Source organism: Falsihalocynthiibacter sp. SS001, from assembly GCF_042445055.1.
Classification (GTDB): domain Bacteria; phylum Pseudomonadota; class Alphaproteobacteria; order Rhodobacterales; family Rhodobacteraceae; genus Falsihalocynthiibacter.
This window is the reverse complement of the sequence record NZ_CP170339.1, coordinates 2,383,945-2,404,492: the sequence shown is the minus strand read 5'-3', so window position 1 is coordinate 2,404,492 and position 20,548 is coordinate 2,383,945. Positions and strand designations below refer to the sequence as shown.

General features: G+C 55.0%; 26 protein-coding genes, 1 other RNA gene and 1 pseudogene. 16 read left to right on the top strand and 12 right to left on the bottom strand.

The window, feature by feature from the left end; all coding sequences use genetic code 11:
- Positions 1 to 56: 56 nt before the first annotated feature.
- Complete coding sequence (gene mce / locus ACFE33_RS11580; protein WP_380053506.1) at positions 57 to 461, top strand: methylmalonyl-CoA epimerase; 405 nt, start codon at positions 57 to 59, stop codon at positions 459 to 461.
- Positions 461 to 745 (top strand): DUF1467 family protein, encoded by a 285-nt coding sequence (locus tag ACFE33_RS11575; protein ID WP_380053504.1) that lies wholly within the window; start codon positions 461 to 463, stop codon positions 743 to 745. The genes mce and ACFE33_RS11575 overlap by 1 nt, the downstream gene beginning before the upstream one ends.
- Here the strand turns inward: ACFE33_RS11575 and ACFE33_RS11570 are convergent.
- The 3 genes from ACFE33_RS11570 to ACFE33_RS11560 all read right to left on the bottom strand — a co-directional run bounded on the left by ACFE33_RS11570 (position 742) and on the right by ACFE33_RS11560 (position 2,367).
- Entirely contained in the window at positions 742 to 1,428 is a 687-nt protein-coding gene (locus ACFE33_RS11570) for an EI24 domain-containing protein (RefSeq protein WP_380053501.1), read from the bottom strand. The two genes, ACFE33_RS11575 and ACFE33_RS11570, sit on opposite strands and share 4 nt — an antisense overlap.
- Positions 1,425 to 2,003 (bottom strand): nitroreductase, encoded by a 579-nt coding sequence (locus ACFE33_RS11565; RefSeq protein ID WP_380053499.1) that lies wholly within the window; start codon positions 2,001 to 2,003, stop codon positions 1,425 to 1,427. Before ACFE33_RS11565 ends, ACFE33_RS11570 begins: the two co-directional genes overlap by 4 nt.
- A gap of 115 nt (positions 2,004 to 2,118) precedes the next feature.
- Positions 2,119 to 2,367 (bottom strand): hypothetical protein, encoded by a 249-nt coding sequence (locus ACFE33_RS11560; protein WP_380053496.1) that lies wholly within the window; start codon positions 2,365 to 2,367, stop codon positions 2,119 to 2,121.
- Between the two features lie 105 nt (positions 2,368 to 2,472).
- On the opposite strand from ACFE33_RS11560, the gene ACFE33_RS11555 reads away from it, so the two are divergent.
- From ACFE33_RS11555 to rnpB, 8 genes are all read left to right on the top strand, one after another.
- Complete coding sequence (locus tag ACFE33_RS11555) at positions 2,473 to 3,183, top strand: M48 family metalloprotease (protein WP_380053494.1); 711 nt, start codon at positions 2,473 to 2,475, stop codon at positions 3,181 to 3,183.
- Positions 3,183 to 3,536: a YigZ family protein gene (locus tag ACFE33_RS11550; RefSeq protein WP_380053491.1), complete on the top strand. Its 354-nt coding sequence runs from the start codon at positions 3,183 to 3,185 to the stop codon at positions 3,534 to 3,536. Before ACFE33_RS11555 ends, ACFE33_RS11550 begins: the two co-directional genes overlap by 1 nt.
- Positions 3,533 to 3,886: a diacylglycerol kinase gene (locus tag ACFE33_RS11545; RefSeq protein WP_380053488.1), complete on the top strand. Its 354-nt coding sequence runs from the start codon at positions 3,533 to 3,535 to the stop codon at positions 3,884 to 3,886. Before ACFE33_RS11550 ends, ACFE33_RS11545 begins: the two co-directional genes overlap by 4 nt.
- 81 nt (positions 3,887 to 3,967) lie before the next feature.
- Entirely contained in the window at positions 3,968 to 4,255 is a 288-nt protein-coding gene (gene gatC / locus ACFE33_RS11540) for an Asp-tRNA(Asn)/Glu-tRNA(Gln) amidotransferase subunit GatC (protein WP_380053485.1), read from the top strand.
- The gene (gene gatA / locus ACFE33_RS11535) at positions 4,255 to 5,742 is read left to right on the top strand and encodes an Asp-tRNA(Asn)/Glu-tRNA(Gln) amidotransferase subunit GatA (protein ID WP_380053482.1); all 1,488 of its coding nucleotides are present in this window, start codon (positions 4,255 to 4,257) and stop codon (positions 5,740 to 5,742) included. Before gatC ends, gatA begins: the two co-directional genes overlap by 1 nt.
- A 30-nt stretch (positions 5,743 to 5,772) precedes the next feature.
- Complete coding sequence (locus ACFE33_RS11530) at positions 5,773 to 6,438, top strand: hypothetical protein (protein WP_380053479.1); 666 nt, start codon at positions 5,773 to 5,775, stop codon at positions 6,436 to 6,438.
- Positions 6,439 to 6,515: 77 nt separating this feature from the next.
- The gene (locus ACFE33_RS11525) at positions 6,516 to 7,145 is read left to right on the top strand and encodes an N-acetylmuramoyl-L-alanine amidase (protein ID WP_380058711.1); all 630 of its coding nucleotides are present in this window, start codon (positions 6,516 to 6,518) and stop codon (positions 7,143 to 7,145) included.
- 11 nt (positions 7,146 to 7,156) lie between these two features.
- Positions 7,157 to 7,555: RNase P RNA component class A (gene rnpB, locus ACFE33_RS11520), an RNA gene on the top strand.
- A gap of 68 nt (positions 7,556 to 7,623) precedes the next feature.
- On the opposite strand, the pseudogene ACFE33_RS11515 reads toward rnpB, so the two are convergent.
- The 6 genes and pseudogenes from ACFE33_RS11515 to ACFE33_RS11490 all read right to left on the bottom strand — a co-directional run.
- Positions 7,624 to 8,568: pseudogene (locus ACFE33_RS11515) on the bottom strand (AbrB family transcriptional regulator); the annotation flags it as partial.
- Between the two features lie 15 nt (positions 8,569 to 8,583).
- The gene (locus tag ACFE33_RS11510; RefSeq protein ID WP_380053476.1) at positions 8,584 to 8,886 is read right to left on the bottom strand and encodes a DUF4387 family protein; all 303 of its coding nucleotides are present in this window, start codon (positions 8,884 to 8,886) and stop codon (positions 8,584 to 8,586) included.
- Complete coding sequence (locus ACFE33_RS11505) at positions 8,879 to 10,234, bottom strand: acyclic terpene utilization AtuA family protein (protein WP_380053473.1); 1,356 nt, start codon at positions 10,232 to 10,234, stop codon at positions 8,879 to 8,881. Before ACFE33_RS11505 ends, ACFE33_RS11510 begins: the two co-directional genes overlap by 8 nt.
- A complete protein-coding gene (locus ACFE33_RS11500) occupies positions 10,234 to 11,739 on the bottom strand; it encodes a tripartite tricarboxylate transporter permease (RefSeq protein ID WP_380053470.1) in 1,506 nt (501 codons plus the stop codon). The genes ACFE33_RS11505 and ACFE33_RS11500 overlap by 1 nt, the downstream gene beginning before the upstream one ends.
- 12 nt (positions 11,740 to 11,751) lie before the next feature.
- Complete coding sequence (locus ACFE33_RS11495; RefSeq protein ID WP_380053468.1) at positions 11,752 to 12,192, bottom strand: tripartite tricarboxylate transporter TctB family protein; 441 nt, start codon at positions 12,190 to 12,192, stop codon at positions 11,752 to 11,754.
- Positions 12,192 to 13,160 (bottom strand): Bug family tripartite tricarboxylate transporter substrate binding protein, encoded by a 969-nt coding sequence (locus tag ACFE33_RS11490; RefSeq protein WP_380053466.1) that lies wholly within the window; start codon positions 13,158 to 13,160, stop codon positions 12,192 to 12,194. Before ACFE33_RS11490 ends, ACFE33_RS11495 begins: the two co-directional genes overlap by 1 nt.
- 110 nt (positions 13,161 to 13,270) lie before the next feature.
- On the opposite strand from ACFE33_RS11490, the gene ACFE33_RS11485 reads away from it, so the two are divergent.
- The 5 genes from ACFE33_RS11485 (at position 13,271) to ACFE33_RS11465 (ending at position 17,406) form a co-directional block, all read left to right on the top strand.
- Positions 13,271 to 13,939, top strand: coding sequence for a response regulator transcription factor (locus tag ACFE33_RS11485; RefSeq protein WP_380053463.1), 669 nt, complete (start codon positions 13,271 to 13,273; stop codon positions 13,937 to 13,939).
- Positions 13,936 to 15,303, top strand: coding sequence for a sensor histidine kinase N-terminal domain-containing protein (locus ACFE33_RS11480; RefSeq protein ID WP_380053460.1), 1,368 nt, complete (start codon positions 13,936 to 13,938; stop codon positions 15,301 to 15,303). The genes ACFE33_RS11485 and ACFE33_RS11480 overlap by 4 nt, the downstream gene beginning before the upstream one ends.
- On the top strand, positions 15,276 to 16,307 hold the full coding sequence (locus ACFE33_RS11475; protein ID WP_380053457.1) for an ABC transporter substrate-binding protein: 1,032 nt from the start codon (positions 15,276 to 15,278) through the stop codon (positions 16,305 to 16,307). Before ACFE33_RS11480 ends, ACFE33_RS11475 begins: the two co-directional genes overlap by 28 nt.
- A gap of 125 nt (positions 16,308 to 16,432) precedes the next feature.
- Positions 16,433 to 16,600: a 50S ribosomal protein L33 gene (rpmG, locus tag ACFE33_RS11470; RefSeq protein WP_055082637.1), complete on the top strand. Its 168-nt coding sequence runs from the start codon at positions 16,433 to 16,435 to the stop codon at positions 16,598 to 16,600.
- A 257-nt stretch (positions 16,601 to 16,857) separates the two neighbouring features.
- Complete coding sequence (locus ACFE33_RS11465; RefSeq protein ID WP_380053454.1) at positions 16,858 to 17,406, top strand: DUF2087 domain-containing protein; 549 nt, start codon at positions 16,858 to 16,860, stop codon at positions 17,404 to 17,406.
- A 53-nt stretch (positions 17,407 to 17,459) separates the two neighbouring features.
- On the opposite strand, the gene ACFE33_RS11460 is transcribed toward ACFE33_RS11465, so the two are convergent.
- On the bottom strand, positions 17,460 to 18,236 hold the full coding sequence (locus ACFE33_RS11460; RefSeq protein ID WP_380053452.1) for a Bax inhibitor-1 family protein: 777 nt from the start codon (positions 18,234 to 18,236) through the stop codon (positions 17,460 to 17,462).
- A 149-nt stretch (positions 18,237 to 18,385) separates the two neighbouring features.
- Positions 18,386 to 18,601, bottom strand: a complete 216-nt coding sequence (locus ACFE33_RS11455; protein WP_380053451.1) for a DUF1127 domain-containing protein — start codon at positions 18,599 to 18,601, stop codon at positions 18,386 to 18,388.
- Between the two features lie 124 nt (positions 18,602 to 18,725).
- Here ACFE33_RS11455 and ACFE33_RS11450 point away from each other — a divergent pair, with 124 nt between their 5' ends.
- The gene (locus tag ACFE33_RS11450) at positions 18,726 to 19,652 is read left to right on the top strand and encodes a LysR family transcriptional regulator (protein WP_380053449.1); all 927 of its coding nucleotides are present in this window, start codon (positions 18,726 to 18,728) and stop codon (positions 19,650 to 19,652) included.
- On the opposite strand, the gene ACFE33_RS11445 is transcribed toward ACFE33_RS11450, so the two are convergent.
- Complete coding sequence (locus ACFE33_RS11445) at positions 19,592 to 20,548, bottom strand: NADPH:quinone oxidoreductase family protein (protein WP_380053447.1); 957 nt, start codon at positions 20,546 to 20,548, stop codon at positions 19,592 to 19,594. The genes ACFE33_RS11450 and ACFE33_RS11445 overlap by 61 nt on opposite strands.

Genomic DNA, 20,548 nt, shown 5'->3' with positions numbered 1-20,548 from the left:
GTTGCGCACCTAGAGCGCGGATAACGGCATAGACAGCGGACCTTGAGGAGTTAACGATGATCGGTCGATTGAATCATGTGGCGATTGCGGTGCCGGATTTGGATGCCGCCGCCGCACAGTATCGTGATACCCTTGGGGCCAAAGTTGGTGCGCCTCAGGATGAGCCAGACCACGGTGTTACGGTGGTTTTCATCGAACTCCCTAACACCAAGATCGAGCTGCTGTATCCCCTCGGAGAAGCAAGCCCGATTGAGCGGTTTCTAGAGAAAAACCCTGCGGGCGGGATTCACCACATTTGTTACGAAGTCAAGGATATTCAGGCAGCAAAGAAGCAGCTTGAGACCCAAGGCGCGCGTGTTTTGGGAAGCGGCGAGCCCAAGATCGGCGCGCACGGGAAGCCGGTACTTTTCCTGCATCCAAAGGATTTTAATGGTACGTTAGTGGAATTGGAGCAAGTATAATGGCTGTTACATCTGCACTGGTACTCTATGCGGTTATCTGGTTCATGACCTTGTTTGTCGTGCTGCCAATCCGCCTTAAAACACAACAGGACACGGGCGACATCGTGCCGGGGACGCATTCGTCGGCGCCTGCAAATCCCCAGCTCAAAAAACGCGCGATTATTGTGACGCTCATTGCGCTGGTCGTGTGGGCGATCATCTTTACGATTATCGTAACGGGCACCATTACAGTGCGCGATTTCGACTGGATGAATCGCCTCGGACCAGAGCCGCTACCGCGCTAGCCTCGTAAACGCTGGAACATATGCGTAAAGGTGGCAGCGGCCAGAACCGGTACGAAAAGGTTAACAATTGGCACAAAAAGCGGCAGCGCCATCAGTGCGCCCGCGAGCCAGATTTCGCCGCTGTTGCTTCGTTGGAGTTTGCGCCCTTCGACACGCCCGATACGTCGCATTGCGGCCATCTGAAAATACTCTCGACCGAGCAAAAATCCGTTCAATCCTAAAAACATTAGGGGGGCCAAGGGCCCGAAGAACGGAAAGACAATCAGGCCGATGATATTGAGGCCAATCATCAAGCCAAAGAAATTAATGGTGTCTACAATGGTATCGCCAAGCGGTTGCGACGGTGGCGCGGCAAGATACGGGTAGTGGCGATCCTCGACCGCGGTGGCGACTTCATCAAGGAAAAATCCGGTAAATGCACTGGCGACCGGGATCATCAGAAGCATCGACAGCGGGATCATCAGGAGCAGCGTGCCCCAGCTAAACAGGCTCTTGAGGAAGGTTACCTCGCCAATTAGCGGTAAATCGATTGCTTCGGGCACGAATACCTTGATTGCCATCACAAAGAGAGCATAGATCGCAAACAGCAATAGCACCGAGAGCCCGACGCCCCGCCATAGGACCGAGCGAAATCTGGGGTCGGATAGCTGTGACAGAGATTTCATAAAGTCTTGAAATATCATTCGTTTACCCAAGATGTGATAGCGTCAAGGTCAGGGCGCGGACGATCAGGCGGCGCACTTGTTTCTGTGCCGATATGCATAAAACCCGCGACGGCTTCTCCGTCTGCGAGGTGAAGCCCTTCTGTAAGGAACGGCGCATCAAACGCCATCCAGCCGGTAAGCCAATTCGCGCCCCAACCAGATGCCAGTGCGGCATTCAATAGCGCCAAGCAGACAGCACCTGCGGAATAGAGCTGCTCGATATGCGGAACTTTTTCGGATGGTTTTGGCGAGGAAATGACAGCAACGACGAGTCCCGCATTCGCGAACTGTGATTTTGCCTTGTCGATTTTCTCTGGCTCAAGCGCCAACTCTTGGCCGCGTCGCTCTGTTAACTCCGCGAGACGAGACAGGGCTGCCCCCTGAAGGACAACGAACCGCCATGGCTCTAGTTTGCCGTGGTCAGGGGTGCGTGCTGCGGCCTCAAGGATTGGGCGCAGGTCGTCGGCTGAAGGAATAGGGAGGGTAAGTGTCTTGGCGGGGCGCGAGCGGCGCGTTAGCAGAAAATCCAACGCTTGGGGATTGGGAGTGGGCATAGGTCCTCGTTGTGTTTTTCATCATGTCGGGACAGACGCCCGCGCTTTCAAGATTGAATTGAACGAAGATGTGCCGCAATCGCGCCCGTCTGGCAAGGTAAGCACCAGAAATTTGCTACTTTGGTTTGCTCTCGTCGATTTCAAAACGATAGCTGCCTTCAGGCAGATCAAGCGCAGTGGCGAGCTCGCGAAGCTGGGTCATAGACATGGTCACGCGCTGGAGCCTGTCTGTTTGGGGATCAAGTTGCTCGATTGTAACGCAATCCTGAAAGGCATTGATCGTCACATCACCTTGCAGATAAGGCTCTCCCTCATCAATAAGGGTGATAATTGTGGCTTCGAAGTCGTGCTCGATTGTAAACATGACTTAACTGTAATCACAGGGTGAATAAATGCAAGTAGACCCCTGTGCAGACTGGAAAAAATAAAGGTGACCTGTTAAAAAATACAGGAAGTTGAGGATGCATGAATGAAGTTAATTCAGGTTTTTGCCGTTTCGGTATGCGTAGCGGGCTGTGTTGCCCCGCCGCCGCCAGCGCCCCAAGTGGTGGAAGCCGCGCCAAATGAGGAAACCGTGCGCACCAGTGGTGCCGGTTTGCGAGAGGCTGATTTTGTAAGGATTGCGGGGCGGATTGAGCCGGTCGCCGAGCGGATGTGCCAAGAGGCGGACGCATTCAACCAGTGTGATTTCCTGATCGTTATGGATGATCGCGCGAACCAACCGCCCAATGCGTATCAGTTCATTACCAAGAATGGACGCCCCGTTCTCGCCGTGACAATCCCATTGCTGGACGAGGTTCAGAACGACGACGAACTGGCCTTTGTCATCGGGCACGAGGCCGCGCATCACGTGGCGGGCCATATTCAGCAGCAATCCGAGACAGCCTATCAAGGGGCGATGCTCGGAAGTTTGACCGCAACGATCTTTGGAGCGGACGCCGAGGCAATCGAAGCCGCCCGTGACATCGGGGCGTTTGTGGGATCGCGGCAGTTCTCCAAGAACCACGAAATAGAGGCGGATAAGCTGGGTGCGCTCATCGCGCTTGAGGCTGGGTTCGATCCGCGCGTCGGCGTTGGGTATTTCACACGTATACCCGACCCCGGTCAGCAATTTCTTGGATCGCACCCCTCAAATTCGGAACGGATTCAGGCGGTTCAGACCGCTATTTCTGGTGCGTAATGCGACAGTTTGAGGGATTTCTGACGGATAGAGGCAGCAAATATGCGGTTGCCGGCGGCCCCGTTTCTACGCGCGAGGAAGCACAGAAATTTATCAAAACCCTCAAGCGGCAAAAGAAATACGCCAAGGCCACGCATAACACTTGGGCGGTATTGCTTGAGGATGGTCCGCTCAAGGCGGATGACGGAGAAAGTGGCGCAGGGACGGTTATTTTGCGTATGCTCGAGCGCGAAGGATTGCGGAATCATATTGTTGTGGTGACGCGCTGGTATGGCGGCACTAAACTAGGCGGAGATCGGTTTCGGCGCGTTCAGGATGCCGTGCGATATTACCTAGAGAATGGCAGCGCATGATTATTGAGCAAATCAAACGGATCATAGATCGAGCCAAGTGGTCTTGGCAGGGTTGGCGCATGATGTGGAGAGAGGAACCGAGCCTTCAGCAATGGATCGTTGCCAATGCTGCGTCGATCACTTTGGCATTGGTTCTGGACCTGACTACGGCTGAACGGGCCTTGATTATCGCGCTCGGAATCCTGGTCTTGGCCGCCGAGTGCTTCAATACTGCGATTGAGCGTTGCATTGATTACCTATCTCCTGCGTATCACCCGATGGCCAAGGCCGCCAAGGACGCAGGAAGCGCGGGCGTTGCAATAAGCGCGATTGCGGCAGGGGCGGCGTGGCTTGTAATCCTGATTGGATAGGGCATTGTGGCCTTGCCCACATCGGCTGTGCGCGTTAAATGCTAGGCACGAATTATTCGAATTGAGCTGACGGAGACTCCCATGTCGATCGACAAGGACACCGCCGCGCGTGTGGCGAAACTGGCACGTATTCGCGTTGCTGATGATGCGCTGCCTGCACTGGCAGAAGAATTTAACACCATCCTCGGATTTATCGAGCAGCTCAATGAGGTGGATGTCGAGGGAATAGAGCCCATGACATCGGTGACGCCACAGCTTCTCAAGCGTCGTGACGATGTTGTGACAGATGGCAATCAGCAAGACAAAATTCTGGCAAATGCGCCCGATTCTCGCGAAGGCTTTTTTGCGGTGCCGAAGGTAGTAGAATAATGAGCGATCTGAATAAACTAACGATTTCTGGCGCACGTGACGGACTGCGCAAAGGGGATTTCACATCGGTCGAACTCACAGACGCTTGTTTGGGCGCCATTGAGGGCGCGAACGCGTTGAATGCTTTTGTGCACAACACACCAGAGATTGCGCGCGAACAGGCCGCCGCTGCGGATGCGCGCGTTTCAAAGGGCGATGCGCCCGCGATGTGCGGTATTCCACTTGGGATCAAGGATCTGTTCTGTACCAAAGGCGTTCCGAGTCAGGCGGCCTCTGCAATCCTCGAAGGGTTCAAGCCCGAGTATGAAAGCACCGTAACTCAGAACCTCTGGGACAGTGGTGCGGTTATGTTGGGCAAACTCAACATGGACGAGTTCGCCATGGGTTCTAGCAACGAAACGTCCACATATGGCAACGCGATCAACCCTTGGCGCCGTGAGGGCAGCAACGCTGATCTTACGCCCGGTGGTTCGTCAGGCGGAAGCGCAAGTGCTGTGGCAGCTGACCTATGTCTTGCGGCAACGGGCACAGATACAGGCGGTTCAATTCGCCAACCTGCGGCGTTTACTGGCATTGTTGGCCTTAAGCCGACATATGGCCGCGTATCGCGTTGGGGCGTTGTGGCATTCGCCAGTTCGCTCGACCAAGCGGGCCCAATGACTAAGACCGTGCGTGATGCAGCGATCATGATGGAAGCAATGGCAAGCCATGACGCCAAGGACAGCACGAGCGCCAACATTCCTGTGCCGAATTTTGAGGCCGCGCTGACGGGCGATATCAAAGGCAAGAAAATCGGTATCCCCGCTGAATACCACATGGATGGAATGCCCGCCGAAATCGAGAAGCTCTGGTCCGAAGGTACCCAGATGTTGCGCGATGCGGGTGCGGAGATCGTCGATATCAGCTTGCCGCACACCAAGTATGCCTTGCCTGCTTACTACGTTATCGCTCCGGCCGAGGCCTCTTCGAACCTTGCACGCTATGATGGTGTTCGTTATGGCCACCGCGCGACGCTTTCGGCAGGGGACGGCATTGATGATATGTACGAAAAGACCCGCGCCGAAGGGTTCGGACACGAGGTTCAGCGCCGCGTGATGGTCGGAACATATGTTCTCTCTGCGGGCTTCTATGATGCCTATTACAACCGTGCGCGCCGCGTTAGAGCATTGATCAAGAAAGACTTTGATGATGTCTTCGCTGCGGGTGTGGATGCAATCCTGACACCTGCGACACCGTCGGCGGCGTTTGGACTTGGCGAGATGAACGATGCTGACCCTGTGAAAATGTATCTGAACGACGTGTTTACAGTTACGGTGAACCTCGCTGGATTGCCTGGAATTTCGGTTCCGACAGGGCTCAATTCAGAGGGGCTTCCGCTTGGGCTTCAGCTTATCGGCCGTCCATGGGAAGAAGGCGATTTGCTTAATTCGGCGTATGCTCTTGAGAATTCTGCGGGATTTGTGGCAAAACCGAATAATTGGTGGTAGTTTCAAGTTCCAGACGGTTGTGAGGTGACTATGCGTAAGTCCAGTATTTGTGTGTCTTTGGTTGCGCTTTCTGCGCTTGCGGCGTGTGAGCCAGCAGGACACAGCGCGGGTGTTGGATTTAACGATTACTCACAGAATACTGCTCAAGCCTTGCAAGGAAGCCCTATCGAAGCGGGCGTGATATCCGACGAGGATGTCGGGACCACGGGGCTTTCGGTTGCGATTGAACAGGGCTTGGAGCGGGATCCGGCATTTGGCGGCTCCACCAACTCTAGCACATCGAATCCATTGCCGCGTAATACTGGGGCAATTTCGGATGAGCAGGATTTCGGGGCTGTAAGCAGCCGCGAAACCATTGCCAGCGATGCGCAGCGGCTTGAGGCGAACCGTCTTCAGTACAAAGAGATTGAACCTACGGCCCTGCCGACCCGCACAAGTGGGGCGGGTGGAGCTTCGATCGTAAGCTACGCCCTTGCTACGACGAATGCCGTTGGCCAACCTGTTTATAGCCGCTCGCAAAGTTCATATTCGCGGTATCAAACAGCCTGTAGCAAATTCGTTTCGCCAGATATGGCCCAAGAAGCGTTCCTTGAGGCTGGTGGTCCCAAGTCTGATCGCAAGGGGCTTGATCCTGATGGGGACGGCTTTGCATGTGCATGGGATCCCGCACCCTTTAGGGCAGCGCGGGGCGGGTAAGCCCTTTGTCATCCATCAAAATACAACAACGGCCCTCACCTAACTTTGGTCCGCGTCGCGGTGGCGTGCTTCCGAATATGATTGTGCTTCACTACACGGCAATGAAGAGCTGTGAAGCGGCGCTTGAGCGGTTGTGCTCGCCTGATTATGAGGTCTCGGCGCATTACCTGATTTCGCGTGATGGTACGGTATTCCAGCTTGTCGATGAAGAAATGCGAGCATGGCACGCGGGGCAGGGAGTATGGGGAAGTTGTACCGACATTAACTCACACTCCATTGGCATTGAGTTGGACAACGCAGGCGACGCACCATATTCTGCCCCGCTAATGGATGCGCTAGAAAGCCTGTTGCCAGAGATCATGGCACGCCACCAGATCGCCCAAGAACGCGTGATCGGCCATTCGGACATGGCGCCCTTGCGTAAGGCGGATCCGGGGCGGCGTTTTGACTGGAACCGCTTGGCAAAGCAGGGCTTGGCCGTTTGGCCCGAAACTGCGGCGATAGATGCCCATGACGATACAGAGCGTTGGCACGAGTATGCGCGTCAGTTCGGTTACTGTTCGCAATCCGATCAGGCTGCAATCCTCGCGGCATTTCGAGATCGGTTCCGCCACGGCCATCTGGGCCCGCTAGATGGCGAAGATATGAGGATTATTCAAAACCTTGCTGCGCGCTTCCCCGTTGACGGCGGCGCTACAAACACCTAATTCGACAGCGTGCGGATGGCTGGATGACCGCGGGGTGGCAACACCGCGAGGAAAGTCCGGACTCCATGAAGGATGGTGCCGGGTAACGCCCGGCCGGGGAAACCCGAGGGAAAGCGCCACAGAGAATAGACCGCCCGTTTACAGGTCGCGCAAGCGATACCATAGCGGGTAAGGGTGAAACGGTGGAGTAAGAGCCCACCGCGGCGGTGGTAACATCGCTGGCACGGCAAGCCCCACCAGGAGCAATGCCAAATAGGAACCTCACGCGGGGCAACTCGCAGGGCGGCTTCGGCCCAGAAGGTTCGGGTTGGCAGCTTGACCCTGTTGGTAACAGCAGGGCTAGAAGAATGGTCATCCACCGCTGTGTAATGCAGTGGAGACAAAATCCGGCTTATAGGCCATCCGCGCGCCTTTTGTTCCAAGTCAGGACAATCGGAACAAATGCACTCAAGAAAAAGAGCCGCCCGACGTGGTGCAATGCAACATATGCAGGATCGGCATCCACAATCGCCGCCATCGCGACCATTGTCTCAAGCCCGCCGGGCGCAAATGCGATCAACACATCCATAAATTCGAGATGGGTTATGTTCGCAATCGCCGCTGCGAAAACTATCGAGATAAACAAAGCGAGCAGAGTGAACATCACGCCACCAAGCGCAGCGCTGCGCAGCATTGACCCTGTGACGCCACTGAACCGTGTCCCGATCAAGGTGCCCATCGTTACAAACGCCGCAATAGAGAGCGGCTGTGGCACCATTCCGGGTGTAACGTCCGTCGCATGGGCAATGGTCGAAATAATCATCCCGCTCAGCAATAGCGCCGCTGGGAGCTTGAACCGCAGGAAAACTGCTCCGAGGGCTGCTGCAAGTGCCGCAAGTATAAGTAAGTGGAGTGGATCAAGTGTTTCACCGACCGGCGCGCGCATTCCCATATCTGCGTCTGTTAACAACGAGACCGCCACAGGCACAAGCAATGTCAGGCTCAGCACGCGAATGGATTGGATGACCGAAATCATCGCCGTGTTCGCACCAACATCCGTTGAGAACCCGAGCACATAGCTCAGATGCCCAGGACTCGCAGAGAGGTAAGCGGTGGCGTGATCCATTTTGAACACGTGCTGGAACATCCAGCCGCCTGCGAGCATCACAGCAGCAACCGAAACACACATTCCGACAAGGCTTAGAGGCCAAGCTTTGGCGGCGGCTAGGATTTCGGGCGTAACGGTCGACCCAAGGGAGAGTCCGATAATGAGGAAAATCGCATCTCGTAGGAAATTCGGAATTGCGCATTTTGCACCGAGCAGACCTGCGAGTGAAACACAGATCGCGGGGCCTGTAAGAAACGGAGCGGGGAACGACAGAAAATGCGCCGTAAGGGCCCCGAATGCACCGATTGTCAGTGCAGTAATATAAGCGCGCAACATCGAGCGCTCCTTTTGTTAATTTATTGCGACCTCAGACAACAGGGCCGCCCATGATGCGCCGTGCATATCCCGATCTGTAATCGCACCTTGAATACTGGGGCGTGGTAACGAGAATTTCACGACATTCAGATCGGATATTTCAAACCGCTTTATGCTCTGGGCATCGGTTCCAAAAACGCTCGCGACGCGTTGTGTCGAAAGGCCGTTACATACTTGGTGGAAGGCTTCTGGATTTCCGCAGAAAATGTCAACTGTAAGCCAGAACGGCCCCGCATTTTTTGAACGAACTTTATAAACAATATCCCCTAACTCAGCCATGTTGGATAACGTCCAGAGAGAACGCATCCATTGGATCGTCCAGCGTCAATGTGTGGTTCAGACAGAAGCCGTAAACCTCTCCGCGGTTAAGACTTGCGGGCGAGAAAGGGAAGGCAAACGTGGGCTGTTCTTCTTCGCGCGTAAGGGGGTGGTGCAGCAAATAAGGGTTGAGCATCTGTCCGATTTCTTCGGCGATTGATTGGCTTGCGGCTGTAACGATAGCGAGAATGCCAATCTCCGGCGCGCTCGCTTCGCGGGTCTCAAGGTCGCCGAAGCTTGCGTTTTGACCAATCAGGCGCAGTTCGATATCGAAGTCTTGGGTGTTTAACCCCATGCGCTCCATTACTTTTGCACAGCATTTTTCATGAATATCGTCGGCCCATGCCTGTGCGTTCTCGACATAGCGCTGGTCACGCAAAAGAACCATCAGAACGGTCTGATAACCCTGAATATTCGCGCCCTCAAGCTTGACGGTATATGTGTCAGAGGGCACCCACTTTGATCCTTCGACACGCACACGACGCGCATCAACCGCCGAGTATTTGGCCTGCGTTACATCAAGGTACCCGCCTGGTTCATAAAGTATGAACGGGTCGGAATTCTCATAGAGCATATGCGCCGAAACAGTGTGCGGATTGGCAGCAGAATCTTCGGCCATTGGGGTGACGGTAAAACCTGTGTCGTCAAACTCGATCATTGCAACGCCCGACTGTGGGTTCGTTGCACAGAGAGCCCCGCATTCGCCGATCTTGGCACCATGCCACGCAGCGCCCGCATCCAGCCCGCGCATCAAGGGGAGTGCGGCGATCGTAGCGGTATCGGTTGTACGGCCCGCGATGATAATGTCCGCGCCGGTTTCGATGGCCGCTGCGATTTGCTCGGCCCCTGCGAGTGCGACGATGTTGGTGCAGCTCGCGAATGTATCGGCAGTAATTTCGGGGGCGGCCCCGAGTGCAGAGATTTTGCCGCCTTCGTATGCTAGGCGCAGGGTTTGCGGATCTTGGGAGCTTCGAAGGATCGCAATCTTGGGCGTCTGTCCCAATTCGTCTGCGATCTCTCGGGTGATTTCCAAGAGCCATTCAACCGCGCTATCTGTGCCGCAGGTGCCTGCCGTACCGATTACCAAGGGTACTCCAGCTTGTGCGCGCGCTTCCATCAATCCGCGCCATTCGACTTTGGTTGAACTGCGGGAATATTTCGATACGCCTTGGCCCAGATATGCAGGGCCGGAATCTGTTGATCCACCGTCGATTGCGATGATGTCGGGGCCAGCAGCAAGGCCACGCGCAAGCGCGGCCTTGTCATAGTTCAAGCCAAGGGCTCCTGAAGGGATAAGAACCTTAACCATTAGTCAGTGATCCTTTGTGGTTTGCGCAGGACATTGCGAAGGAACATTGGCGCAATAAAGCCCGCAATCGCTGCGACCCAGAGGCCAATCGCGATGTTGGACGAGAATAGATACGTCCAGTTACCGTCCGAAAGAGTCATCGCACGCCGTAGCGCATCTTCCATGTTCCCGCCAAGCAGGATCCCGAGAATAACCGGAACAGTCGGGATATCCAGCTTGCGCAGCACATAGCCAAGGATACCAAACCCGATCATGAGAAGCAGATCGAAGTAGCTCCCTGATAGCGAGTAGATCCCAACGAATGACACCATCGTGACACCCGGAAGCAGGATCGCTGGCGGCACTTGAAGGATGCGCACGAAAATCTTGACCATCGGAACGTTCATCAACAACAGCACAATGTTGGCAATGAGCAGGGATGCAATCAGTCCCCAAACGACCTCTGGGCGATCCGTAAATAGGGTCGGACCCGGAGTAATGTTAAGTGTCATCAGGAGCGCAAGAAGAACCGCTGTTGTGCCTGATCCGGGAACACCCAGCGTAAGCATCGGGACAAGTGCGCCACCCGCAGCAGAGTTGTTGCCAGCCTCTGGCGCGGCGATTCCTTTGGGGACGCCCGTGCCAAAGCCACCCTTTTCACCAGCGATAGATTTTTCGCTCATGTAGGCCATGAAGCTACCCAAAGACGCCCCAGCACCGGGCAAGATCCCCGCAACGAAGCCAACACCCGACGCGCGGAACATTGTCCATTTCGTATTCCAGATATCCTTCCAAGGAACAGTGGTTTTCTCAAGTTTTACCCCAACGGCGGAGTCTTTGCCGTGGCCTTCGATAAAGAAAAATACCTCTGCGATGGCGAACAGGCCGACGATGGCAACGAGGAAGTCGATACCGTCAAATAGGTGCAGGTTGCCGCCAGTAAGGCGAGGCATACCGGACGAGCTATCCACGCCGATCATCGCAATCCCAAGGCCGATACAAGAGGCAAGAGCCGCCTTGGCCTGATTGTTGCTGGCCATACCGCCGAGGGTACAGAACGCAAGAAGATAGAGCGCGAAATACTCCGCGGGGCCAAATACATACGCGACACGCGCTAGCATCGGCGCAAGTAGCATAAGGCCGATCGTTGCAAGGAATGCACCCACAAACGACGCAACACCCGAAAGAACAAGCGCGTCACTTGCGCGGCCTGCCTTGGCCATTGGATAGCCGTCGAGCGTGGTCATTAAGGCGGGTTCGTCGCCGGGGATATTGAGCAGGATAGAGCTGATCCGCCCACCATACATCGCGCCATAGTAAACCGCGGTCATCAGCACAAGCGCCGAGGTCGCATCCAGCCCAAGTGTGAACGTCACGGGGATAAGGATCGCCACGCCATTCGACGGCCCTAAGCCGGGGAGGGCCCCAATAATGGTCCCGAGAAAACATCCCACAATGGCAAGCATTAGCGTGTAGGGCGACAGTGCGACTGAGAACCCCAGCGCAAGATTGTTAAATAGATCCATGAGACTGGTTTCCTAGCCTGAGATCATCTTGGGCAAGGCAACAAGGCCCAATCCCAAAGCGAATTTGAAAACGACAAACAATCCGATCGAAAGCCCGACGCCTGCAACAGCAGAGCGCTTGACGTCTGGCGAGATTTGATACGAAAGGATCGCGGCGGTGATGGCCGTAGGAATAAGAAAGCCTAGGGGCTTAAGGACCATCGCATAGACAACCAGAACAACAACAGCGACCAAGATCGCGCCGAATGTACGTACTGCGGGCCATTCTGGTTCGGGGTCAGGGCGCAAAACCATGTAGATGGAACAAAGCGCGGCGACAATGCCGATCCCAATCGGGAAGGCCTTTGGACCTACGGGGTCCTGCAAAAAGCTGGTCTGGATTTGAGTGGCGCCCGCGATATACGCGAGCGCCACAAGTGCCATGACCAGACCAAAAATCCGGTCACTGGCCATTATTGAATAACCCCGATGTCTTTGGAGAGTTGACGAATTTCCGCAACAACGCCGTCAACGTAGTTCTGGAAGTCCGCGCCGACTTTGGTGAATGGTGCAAGGCCGTTCGCAGCCATTGTTTCTTTCCACTCGTCAGAATCGGCAACTTGCTGAAGGCGTTCCGCCCACTTGTTGAAGTCCTCGTCCGAGATATCCTTAGGCACATAGAGGCCACGCCAGTTCACGGCTACTACGTCGTAACCTTGCTCTTTGGCTGTTGGGATATCGTCGAAGCCGGGGATGCGCTCTTCGGTCAAAACTGCAAGCACGCGAATTTCGTCGGCATTCAGGAAGCCGATGATTTCGGACATGTCGCCCGTCATTGCTTGTGTGAAACCACCGATTGTCTGCGTGATCGCGTCTGCGCCGCCGTCAACACCAATGTACTTAACTTTGGTGATGTCGGTGAAATCTGCACGCTGAAGAAGCATCAGAGGCTTGAGGTGGTCGAAACCGCCAACGGCAGAGCCGCCCGCAAAAGCAACGGAGCCCGGATCGGCTTTGATCGCATCAAGCAGATCGCTCAGCGTGTTGTATGGGCTGTCTTTGGCAACCACGATCACACCTGGGTCGGCACCGATCGCACCAACAAAGCGCACTTGATCCGCTGTCATCCCTGCGTATGCATTCTGTGCAAGGCGTGTCGATGTTGCTGAAGAGGCCGCTACGATCAATTCTGCGTCGTCTGCGCGTTCCGCAACGACGTGGTTAAATGCAAGACCGCCGCCGCCGCCAGCCATGTTGGTAACCTGTACGGGCTTGTCCACCGCGCCAATGTCGAACATGATTTTTCCGATTTGACGACAGGTGAAATCCCATCCGCCACCCGGGTTCGCAGGTGCGATACATTCGGCTGCAGAAGCGGCATTCGCCGCGCCCAAAGTTAACACAGCACTCGTCATGAGCGCTTTAACAAAACGTTTTGTCATTATTTCCTCCCATTTGACATCCGCGCCGAAGCACGAACATGTTTAGATTGAACCGCCGAACCTGACATGAACCTGTCATGATCGGCCGCTTGGTTGATAATGGAAAAGTTATGAGATTTTTGCTGATCGAAGATAACGCCGATTTGGCCAAGGCGGTAATTGAATGCCTTGCGCTGGATGGGCACGCCATTGATCACGCGGCGGATCTGGTTTCGGCGCAGGCGTGTATGGATGTGGCGTCTTATGACTTGATTTTGTTGGATATAATGCTTCCGGATGGTGACGGCCGCGATTTTCTTGCGCAACATCGAGAGGCCGCGAATCGCACGCCCGTTATCGTTTTGACCGCGCGTTCGCAGGTTTCTGATCGCGTGGGGATGCTGGATTTGGGAGCGGACGATTACCTTACGAAACCGTTTGATTTTTCCGAGCTGGAGGCCCGCATCCGCGCGGTTTTGCGGCGTCAGGGTGGTGTAGCCAACAATACGCGGACCGTTGGAGAGGTGGTGCTTGATTCGACAAATGGCACGCTGAGAATCGGCGGTGACACTCTTGCGCTACGCAATAGAGAGCTTCGTTTGCTCGAAGTGTTCTTTGCCTCTCCTGAACAGATATTCAGCAAATCGCACCTTATGGATCGGCTGTTTTCGTTTGAAGAAGAGGTCTCTGAGAATGCGATTGAGGTTTATATCGCGCGCCTACGCAGGAAGCTCGAAGGAGCAAATGTAAAGATCGAAACCGTCCGTGGGCTTGGCTATCGGCTGTTGGTTGACGCATGAAGTTCGCGCTACAGCATTCATCGATTCGCCGTCGGTTGATCCTTCAGCTGTTCATAATCGCGGCGATTCTTTCGTTGGCGTTCTTCCTCATCGTCCGCGCGGTCGCCGAACGTGCCGCCGCCGATACGCAGGACAACATTCTTATGGCATCCGCGACCTCCATCGCTGATGCGTTATATTCCGAACAGGGGAGCGTCGCCGTAGAGCTTCCGTATTCCGCGCTTTCGATGCTTGGTGCCATTTCGGAGGATCGCGTGTTTTACCGCGTCGCGGTCGAGGATGAGACGCTCACAGGCTACGGCGATCTTGTGCCGCCGCGCGGCGCGAGCGGGTCTTTCGCGACATTTACCTACAAGGGCGAGAACGTACGATCAGTTGCGATCTCGCGCGTCGTGAGCGCGGGCGGCATCAAGAAGAACGTAACCGTTATCGTTGCGCAGACGCGTCTTGGACTTGCGGCGATTTCATCGCGCATATCGGTAGTGGCTGCGCTTGTCGGGCTCGGGTTCTTCCTCTTGGCGACCACTCTGAGTTTGCTCGCAGCACAGTCAACGCTCGCGCCGTTGAATCGCCTGACCGAGACCGTTGCGCGGCGCGGCCCGAATGATTTGCGGCCGGTCAGAACGCCAGCTCCAAACGAACTTGTTCCGCTGGTTGAGGCGCTGAACGGCTTCATGGCGCGGCTCAAAGCCTCCCTGCACCAGTCAGAGGATTTTATCGCCGAGGCCGCACATCGCGTGCGTACACCACTGGCAACCGTGCGCGCTCAGGCGCAAGTGGCGCTGCGCCGTTCCGAACAGCCTGAGAACAAGGCCGCGCTGCGTGCCATGATCCGCGCTGTGGATGAGAGTAGCCGCTCTGCGGGGCAGCTTCTGGACCATGCGATGGTAAGCTTCCGCACCGACCAGCTTGAGGTGGAGGAGTTGGACTTGATTGAACTTGCAAAAGAATCCGTTGAGCACTTTCTTCCGACGGCAGAACTCAAGGATATTCAAATAGTCGAGCAATATCCCGAACATGCGTTGACGCTTCAGGGGGATAACATCCTGCTCCAGAATGCACTGCGAAATCTGCTCGATAACGCCATAAAATATGCACCCGCGGAAAGCACCATTACCGTTGCGGTGACGGATGGCGCCGAGCGAGTGGTTTCGGTTGCGGATGAGGGACGCGGAATCGGCAATGCCGACCTAAAGACGTTAACCAAGCGGTTTTCGCGTGGAAGTAATGTTGAGGATGTTGTGGGCTCGGGACTTGGTTTGACTATCGCGGATGAGGTTGCGAGGGCACACGGCGGGCGGCTTGAACTCACTAGAAACATGAAAGGACCGGGTACATGCGTCTCGCTTATCTTCCCGTCATAGCTGCGTTCTCCTTTATGGTCCAAACCGCACAAGCGTTCGAGGTCGAGGAGCATTACGTTCACCGAGGTTTGGGCGATGAAGTTCTGCGGATCATCTCTACGGCTGATGCGGCGGCATTCAATCCGATCATCACTGCATTCCAGCAGCAATACCCAAGCGTCACGGTGGACTATACCATCGCCAGTAGCGCGCAGGTTTTCCACGCCCTGTATAACGAGGGCGCCGTGTTTGATCTTGCGATCTCCAGTGCGATGGATCTGCAAACCAAGCTCGCCAACGACGGTTTTGTCCTGACATATGAATCCGAGGTTACAGAAACCCTTCCGTCATGGGCAAAGTGGCGCGATCAGTTGTTTGCCTTCACCCAAGAGCCTGCCGTGATGGTGGTATCAGAGGATGATTTTGTTGATCGGCGCATTCCTATGAGTCGCGAAGAACTCATTACCATGCTGCGCGAAAATCCAGAGACGTTCGACGGGCGGATCGGAACCTATGATGTGCGGATTTCGGGGGCGGGGTATCTCTTTGCCACGCAAGATTCGCGCAATACCGATTCTTATTGGCGCCTAACCGAGGTTATGGGGCGACTGAATGCGCGCTTGTACTCAGGCTCGCAAGGAATGATTAAGGACGTCGCCGAGGGGCGCTTGGCATTGGCATATAATGTCGTCGGCAGCTACGCAAAGTCCCAGCTTGCGACAACGCCGGGAATTCGGATTGTCGAGTTTGATGACTATTTGTCCGTGATGCTGCGCACAGCACTTATTCCCAAAACGGCCGAAAACGTAGCAAGGGCAGGGGATATGATCGATTTCTTGTCGCGACTGAACGAGCGCGAAGACGTGATTGCACAGACGAATCTACCGCCAATCAACGCCTTGGAGCTTGAAAACAACAGTGCCTCGCGCGTTATTCGACTGGGGCCGGGACTGTTGGTTTTCTTGGATAGAATGAAGAAAGAGACCTTCCTTCGGAGCTGGGAGAACTCCATGGAGCAGAAATAGCAAGGTTTTGACGCGTTTTTTGGCTCAAAGCGTCAAAGGCGGTTGACTCTGCCCCGCATACAGCTAAGAAGCGGCTTCTAATGAATTTCCGGGCGCATAGCGCGCCTGCGTTGAGGAGCACTATTATGGCGAAGCCTACCACAATCAAAATCCGCCTGAACTCGTCCGCGGGCACTGGCCACTTCTATGTGACCAAGAAGAATGCTCGTACAATGACCGAGAAGATGGTTGTTAAAAAATACGACCCAGTTGTGCGCAAGCACGTTGAATACAAAGAAGGCAAAATCAAATAAGATTTGCTTTCTGGATTTGAATTCGAAAAGACCACGCTTCGGGCGTGGTTTTTTTGTGTCTGCGGCTAAGTGCGAGGGCGCTTGATCTCGCCGTTGGGCCAAGGTACGTTGCCGGTACGGTCGGCAGAACCGAGGCGTCGTTGCCCCATACGGGGAGCTAAACCTGTCATTTTTTAGGACCCGCATTTGACCATTCGTCCAGTGCCGCGTCGCAAGTCAACGACCACGACGAATTTTCGGTACGTGATGGATTTAGAATGACCAAACAAACCTACCCGCTTTTTTCGGATGATATCTCTGCGTTTTCACGCGTCTTGGCCGAGCAATTAAACCAAGCGGACGGAACGCCCTCACATCTTTCGCTCATGAATATGGTGGCCCGCGCGGCGGGGTATCAGAACTTTCAACATCTTCGGGCAACATCAGAGGCCGAGGAGCGCATGCGTGCGCCTGCTTTGGCGCCTTCGGTCGATCAGAAGTTCGTAGAAAAGACCTTGCGGCTATTTGATAGTGAAGGACGCATGATCCGTTGGCCTACGAAGCGCAGACAGCAAGACGCGTGTACGTGGGCGATCTGGGCACAATTGCCCGCTCGCGTTGTCATGCAGGAGCCCGAGGTGAACACGCATTTGAACGCTGAGCACCATTTTGAGGATCCCGCGATTTTGCGGCGTATGATGGTGTCGCTGGGTATGATGTCCCGCAACAATGACGGAAGCGATTACCAGCGCTGCGAGGTTGCTCCGCCACCTGATGCAAAGGCAATCATTCGATTGCTGGCGCCGCGTTATACGCAACGCGCATGAAAAAAGGCCGGTCCCTAGGAGCCGGCCTTTGTATTTGTACTTGTTTAATCAAGTTATTCGCGGTTGCCGAACAGTTGCAGCAAGAACATGAACATGTTGATAAAGTTGATGTAGAGGCTCAACGCGCCCATGATGGCCGATTTAGCCAACCACTCGCTGTCGCCATGCTGTGCGTGTGCAACATAGTCGTTTTTGATGCGCTGTGTGTCATAAGCTGTAAGGCCAGCAAAGATCAGAACACCAATTGCGGAAATCGCAAACATCAACGCGCCGGATTGCAAGAACAGGTTAACGATCGAAGCAACCAACAGGCCGATAACGCCCATCATCAAGAACGTACCCATCGCCGACAGGTCTTTCTTGGTGGTGTAGCCGTAGAGGCTCAGACCCGCGAAAGCGATCGCTGTTACGAGGAATACCTGAACGATGGAAGCGCCAGCGTAGATCAAGAAGATCGAGCTGATCGACAGACCCATCGCAACGGCAAACGCGTAGAAGAACAGTTGAGCGCCCGCAGCGGAGAGCTTGTTAATCATTGCGCCAAAAGCGAAAACCATGCCCAACGGAAGGAACATGATCACCCATTTCAGGGCGGATGTGTAAAGCGTAACACCAAAGCTGGTGAGGTATTTTGTGTCAGAGAACTGAGCCGCACCAAGTGCAGGATCTGTTGTCATGGCCAAGTTGCCAATGGCCCATGCGGCCAAAGCCGTGATCAACAGGCCCACGGACATCGTGCCGTAGACTTTGTTCATATGGGCGCGAAGCCCTGCGTCGATCGTTGCACTGCGCGTTCCTGCGGCGGTGCGGACCGTATCAAATTGTGCCATTATAGCCTCCGGTTAGAAAATAGTCGGCCTGCATCAGACGCATGCCATCACCGTTAAATATCGGTAATGGTGCCGTGAATTTCAAGTTTATCCGGCGGGTTTTAGACGTTTTTTCTTCCAAATCGTACAATGTTGCACAATCGCGCCTTTTAGCAGCGCCAAGTGGTGGGAACATCCCATATTGGGCGGCGTGCTTCGGCCATCGCTTCGTCGCGCGAAATCCCCATGTCGTCGAGCGCTGCATCGTCGAGGCGCGCCAATGCACGGCGTTGCCGATAGGTGCCAGCGACCAATGCCAGCAGGCTAAGGATAGATCTGCGTGAAGAAAAATAGGCGCGGCGGTTGCGGGAAATAGAGCGTGTCATATCGATAACCTTTCCGTAATTGTGATGTATTGGTGCGAACTAATCATTTCTGTTGATATGTATGCCGCATTCGGTATGATCGGTAAAATGAATATTTGATCTCATTTGCATCAAGGATTGTGATATGCCGAGAAATCTAGACTTAACGTCCCTGCGTTCATTCGTGGCCGTCGCCGAAGCTGGCGGTGTGACTCGAGCTGCGGGCTTTCTAAATCTGACGCAATCCGCAGTGTCGATGCAGCTCAAACGTTTGGAGGAGTCGCTTGATCTCTCGCTTCTGGACCGTTCCGCGCGGACGATCGCGTTGACTGCGGCCGGAGAGCAGTTGTTGACCTATGCGCGCCGAATGTTGGCGTTGAATGACGAAGTGTTCGTGCGCATGACCGATCAGGCCTATGAGGGCGAGATTGTGTTGGGCGTGCCGCATGACATCGTATATCCGGCCATCCCCGAGGTGCTTAGACGTTTTAATGCCGAGTATCCGCGTATGCGGGTGCATCTCTTGTCTTCGTTCACTGTGGGGCTGAAAGAGAAGTTCCAACGCGGTGAAGCGGATATCATTCTTACGACCGAAGACGGATGTGATGCGGGCGGCGAGACATTGATGACGCGTGATCTCGTTTGGGTCGGTGCACCTGGTGGGGTTGCATGGCGGAACCGACCGCTTCGGCTAGCATATGAAGCGCGCTGTATGTTTCGCGCGGCGGCGCAACGGGCGTTGGATGAGGCCGATATCCCTTGGGAGATGGCTGTCGAGTCCGACTCTACACGTACGATTGAGGCTTCTGTGTCTGCGGATTTGGCAATCCACTCCGTGCTTGAGGGAATGGAGGCTCCGCATCTTGAGCAAATCCGCCATGGTGGCGCGCTGCCTGATCTTGGGTCCAAGAAGGTGAACATGTTCGTTTCCGAATTGGCCACGTCACAGGTTGCTCAAGACCTCGCCGAGATATTGCGCCAAGCCTATAGCCACCAATCGGGCGGTATCCATTATGGCAAAACCACAACCTTGCCGGTTGATTTCCGCGTGCGCAGCAGTTCTAGCGCCTGATCCACTTTGGCAAGGGGCAGGCGGTGGCTGATGTGCAGGTGTAGCTTCTCTTGCTGCCGCCACTCAAGGAGTTGCGCGAGGCTGTCCGTCAGGACCTGCGGCGCGAACTTTAGGTAGCCGCCCCAATAAAATCCGATAACGGTGATGTTCTTGACCAGAAGGATATTCGCAGGGATGGGCGGAACGGTTCCGCTGGCAAACCCGATGGTCAGAATTCGACCGTCAGGGTTTGTCGCACCCATTGCCGTCTTGAACATATCTCCGCCCACAGGATCATAGACAACATCCGCACCACCGAGGTCGCGAATTTGCTGCTTAAGGTCGGGAGCTTCACTATCGAGCACGTGGTCCGCACCCGCATCGCGCACGACTTGCTGGCGGTCCTTGCCGCGAACCACGCCAATCACGCGCGCGCCAAGTAGTTTCCCCAGCTCAACCGCCGTAAGCCCAACACCGCCCGCAGCACCGAGTACAAGCAACGTCTCGCCCTTCATCAAACGTGCCTTGTGGGTCAGGGCCAGATGCGAAGTGCCATAGGCCACCTGAAACGCCGCGGCCTCATCAAAGGGAATATCGTCGGGCAGGGGGATGCAGCGTTCTACTGGAACTGCGGCCTGTTCGGCGAGGCCCCCATGTCCTGAAAATGCCGCAACGCGGTCGCCTTTCTTGAGTGCCTGAACCTCTGAGCCGACGGATAGGACCGTGCCCGCAATCTCCATACCGGGACAAAAGGGAGGCGGTGCTTTCTCTTGATATGTGCCTTTGATCATCAACAAGTCAGCGAAATTCAATCCACAGGCCGCGACATCAATTAGAACGTCATTCGGCCCTAAATGCGGATTTGGAACCTCTTTCAGTTCCGCTTTTCCGAGCGTTTCGACCACATATCCCAGCAT

Coding starts and splice junctions, on each gene's coding strand:
- ACFE33_RS11455 (WP_380053451.1), bottom strand. CDS start 18,601: ATGACACGCTCTATTTCCCGCAACCGCCGCGCCTATTTTTCTTCACGC.
- ACFE33_RS11545 (WP_380053488.1), top strand. CDS start 3,533: ATGATTATTGAGCAAATCAAACGGATCATAGATCGAGCCAAGTGGTCT.
- ACFE33_RS11560 (WP_380053496.1), bottom strand. CDS start 2,367: ATGTTTACAATCGAGCACGACTTCGAAGCCACAATTATCACCCTTATT.
- ACFE33_RS11490 (WP_380053466.1), bottom strand. CDS start 13,160: ATGACAAAACGTTTTGTTAAAGCGCTCATGACGAGTGCTGTGTTAACT.
- ACFE33_RS11480 (WP_380053460.1), top strand. CDS start 13,936: ATGAAGTTCGCGCTACAGCATTCATCGATTCGCCGTCGGTTGATCCTT.
- ACFE33_RS11550 (WP_380053491.1), top strand. CDS start 3,183: ATGCGACAGTTTGAGGGATTTCTGACGGATAGAGGCAGCAAATATGCG.
- ACFE33_RS11505 (WP_380053473.1), bottom strand. CDS start 10,234: ATGGTTAAGGTTCTTATCCCTTCAGGAGCCCTTGGCTTGAACTATGAC.
- gatC (WP_380053485.1), top strand. CDS start 3,968: ATGTCGATCGACAAGGACACCGCCGCGCGTGTGGCGAAACTGGCACGT.
- ACFE33_RS11525 (WP_380058711.1), top strand. CDS start 6,516: ATGATTGTGCTTCACTACACGGCAATGAAGAGCTGTGAAGCGGCGCTT.
- ACFE33_RS11510 (WP_380053476.1), bottom strand. CDS start 8,886: ATGGCTGAGTTAGGGGATATTGTTTATAAAGTTCGTTCAAAAAATGCG.
- mce (WP_380053506.1), top strand. CDS start 57: ATGATCGGTCGATTGAATCATGTGGCGATTGCGGTGCCGGATTTGGAT.
- ACFE33_RS11570 (WP_380053501.1), bottom strand. CDS start 1,428: ATGATATTTCAAGACTTTATGAAATCTCTGTCACAGCTATCCGACCCC.
- ACFE33_RS11460 (WP_380053452.1), bottom strand. CDS start 18,236: ATGGCACAATTTGATACGGTCCGCACCGCCGCAGGAACGCGCAGTGCA.
- ACFE33_RS11530 (WP_380053479.1), top strand. CDS start 5,773: ATGCGTAAGTCCAGTATTTGTGTGTCTTTGGTTGCGCTTTCTGCGCTT.
- ACFE33_RS11575 (WP_380053504.1), top strand. CDS start 461: ATGGCTGTTACATCTGCACTGGTACTCTATGCGGTTATCTGGTTCATG.
- ACFE33_RS11500 (WP_380053470.1), bottom strand. CDS start 11,739: ATGGATCTATTTAACAATCTTGCGCTGGGGTTCTCAGTCGCACTGTCG.
- ACFE33_RS11495 (WP_380053468.1), bottom strand. CDS start 12,192: ATGGCCAGTGACCGGATTTTTGGTCTGGTCATGGCACTTGTGGCGCTC.
- ACFE33_RS11555 (WP_380053494.1), top strand. CDS start 2,473: ATGAAGTTAATTCAGGTTTTTGCCGTTTCGGTATGCGTAGCGGGCTGT.
- gatA (WP_380053482.1), top strand. CDS start 4,255: ATGAGCGATCTGAATAAACTAACGATTTCTGGCGCACGTGACGGACTG.
- rpmG (WP_055082637.1), top strand. CDS start 16,433: ATGGCGAAGCCTACCACAATCAAAATCCGCCTGAACTCGTCCGCGGGC.
- ACFE33_RS11475 (WP_380053457.1), top strand. CDS start 15,276: ATGCGTCTCGCTTATCTTCCCGTCATAGCTGCGTTCTCCTTTATGGTC.
- ACFE33_RS11445 (WP_380053447.1), bottom strand. CDS start 20,548: ATGCTGGGATATGTGGTCGAAACGCTCGGAAAAGCGGAACTGAAAGAG.
- ACFE33_RS11565 (WP_380053499.1), bottom strand. CDS start 2,003: ATGCCCACTCCCAATCCCCAAGCGTTGGATTTTCTGCTAACGCGCCGC.
- ACFE33_RS11465 (WP_380053454.1), top strand. CDS start 16,858: ATGACCAAACAAACCTACCCGCTTTTTTCGGATGATATCTCTGCGTTT.
- ACFE33_RS11485 (WP_380053463.1), top strand. CDS start 13,271: ATGAGATTTTTGCTGATCGAAGATAACGCCGATTTGGCCAAGGCGGTA.
- ACFE33_RS11450 (WP_380053449.1), top strand. CDS start 18,726: ATGCCGAGAAATCTAGACTTAACGTCCCTGCGTTCATTCGTGGCCGTC.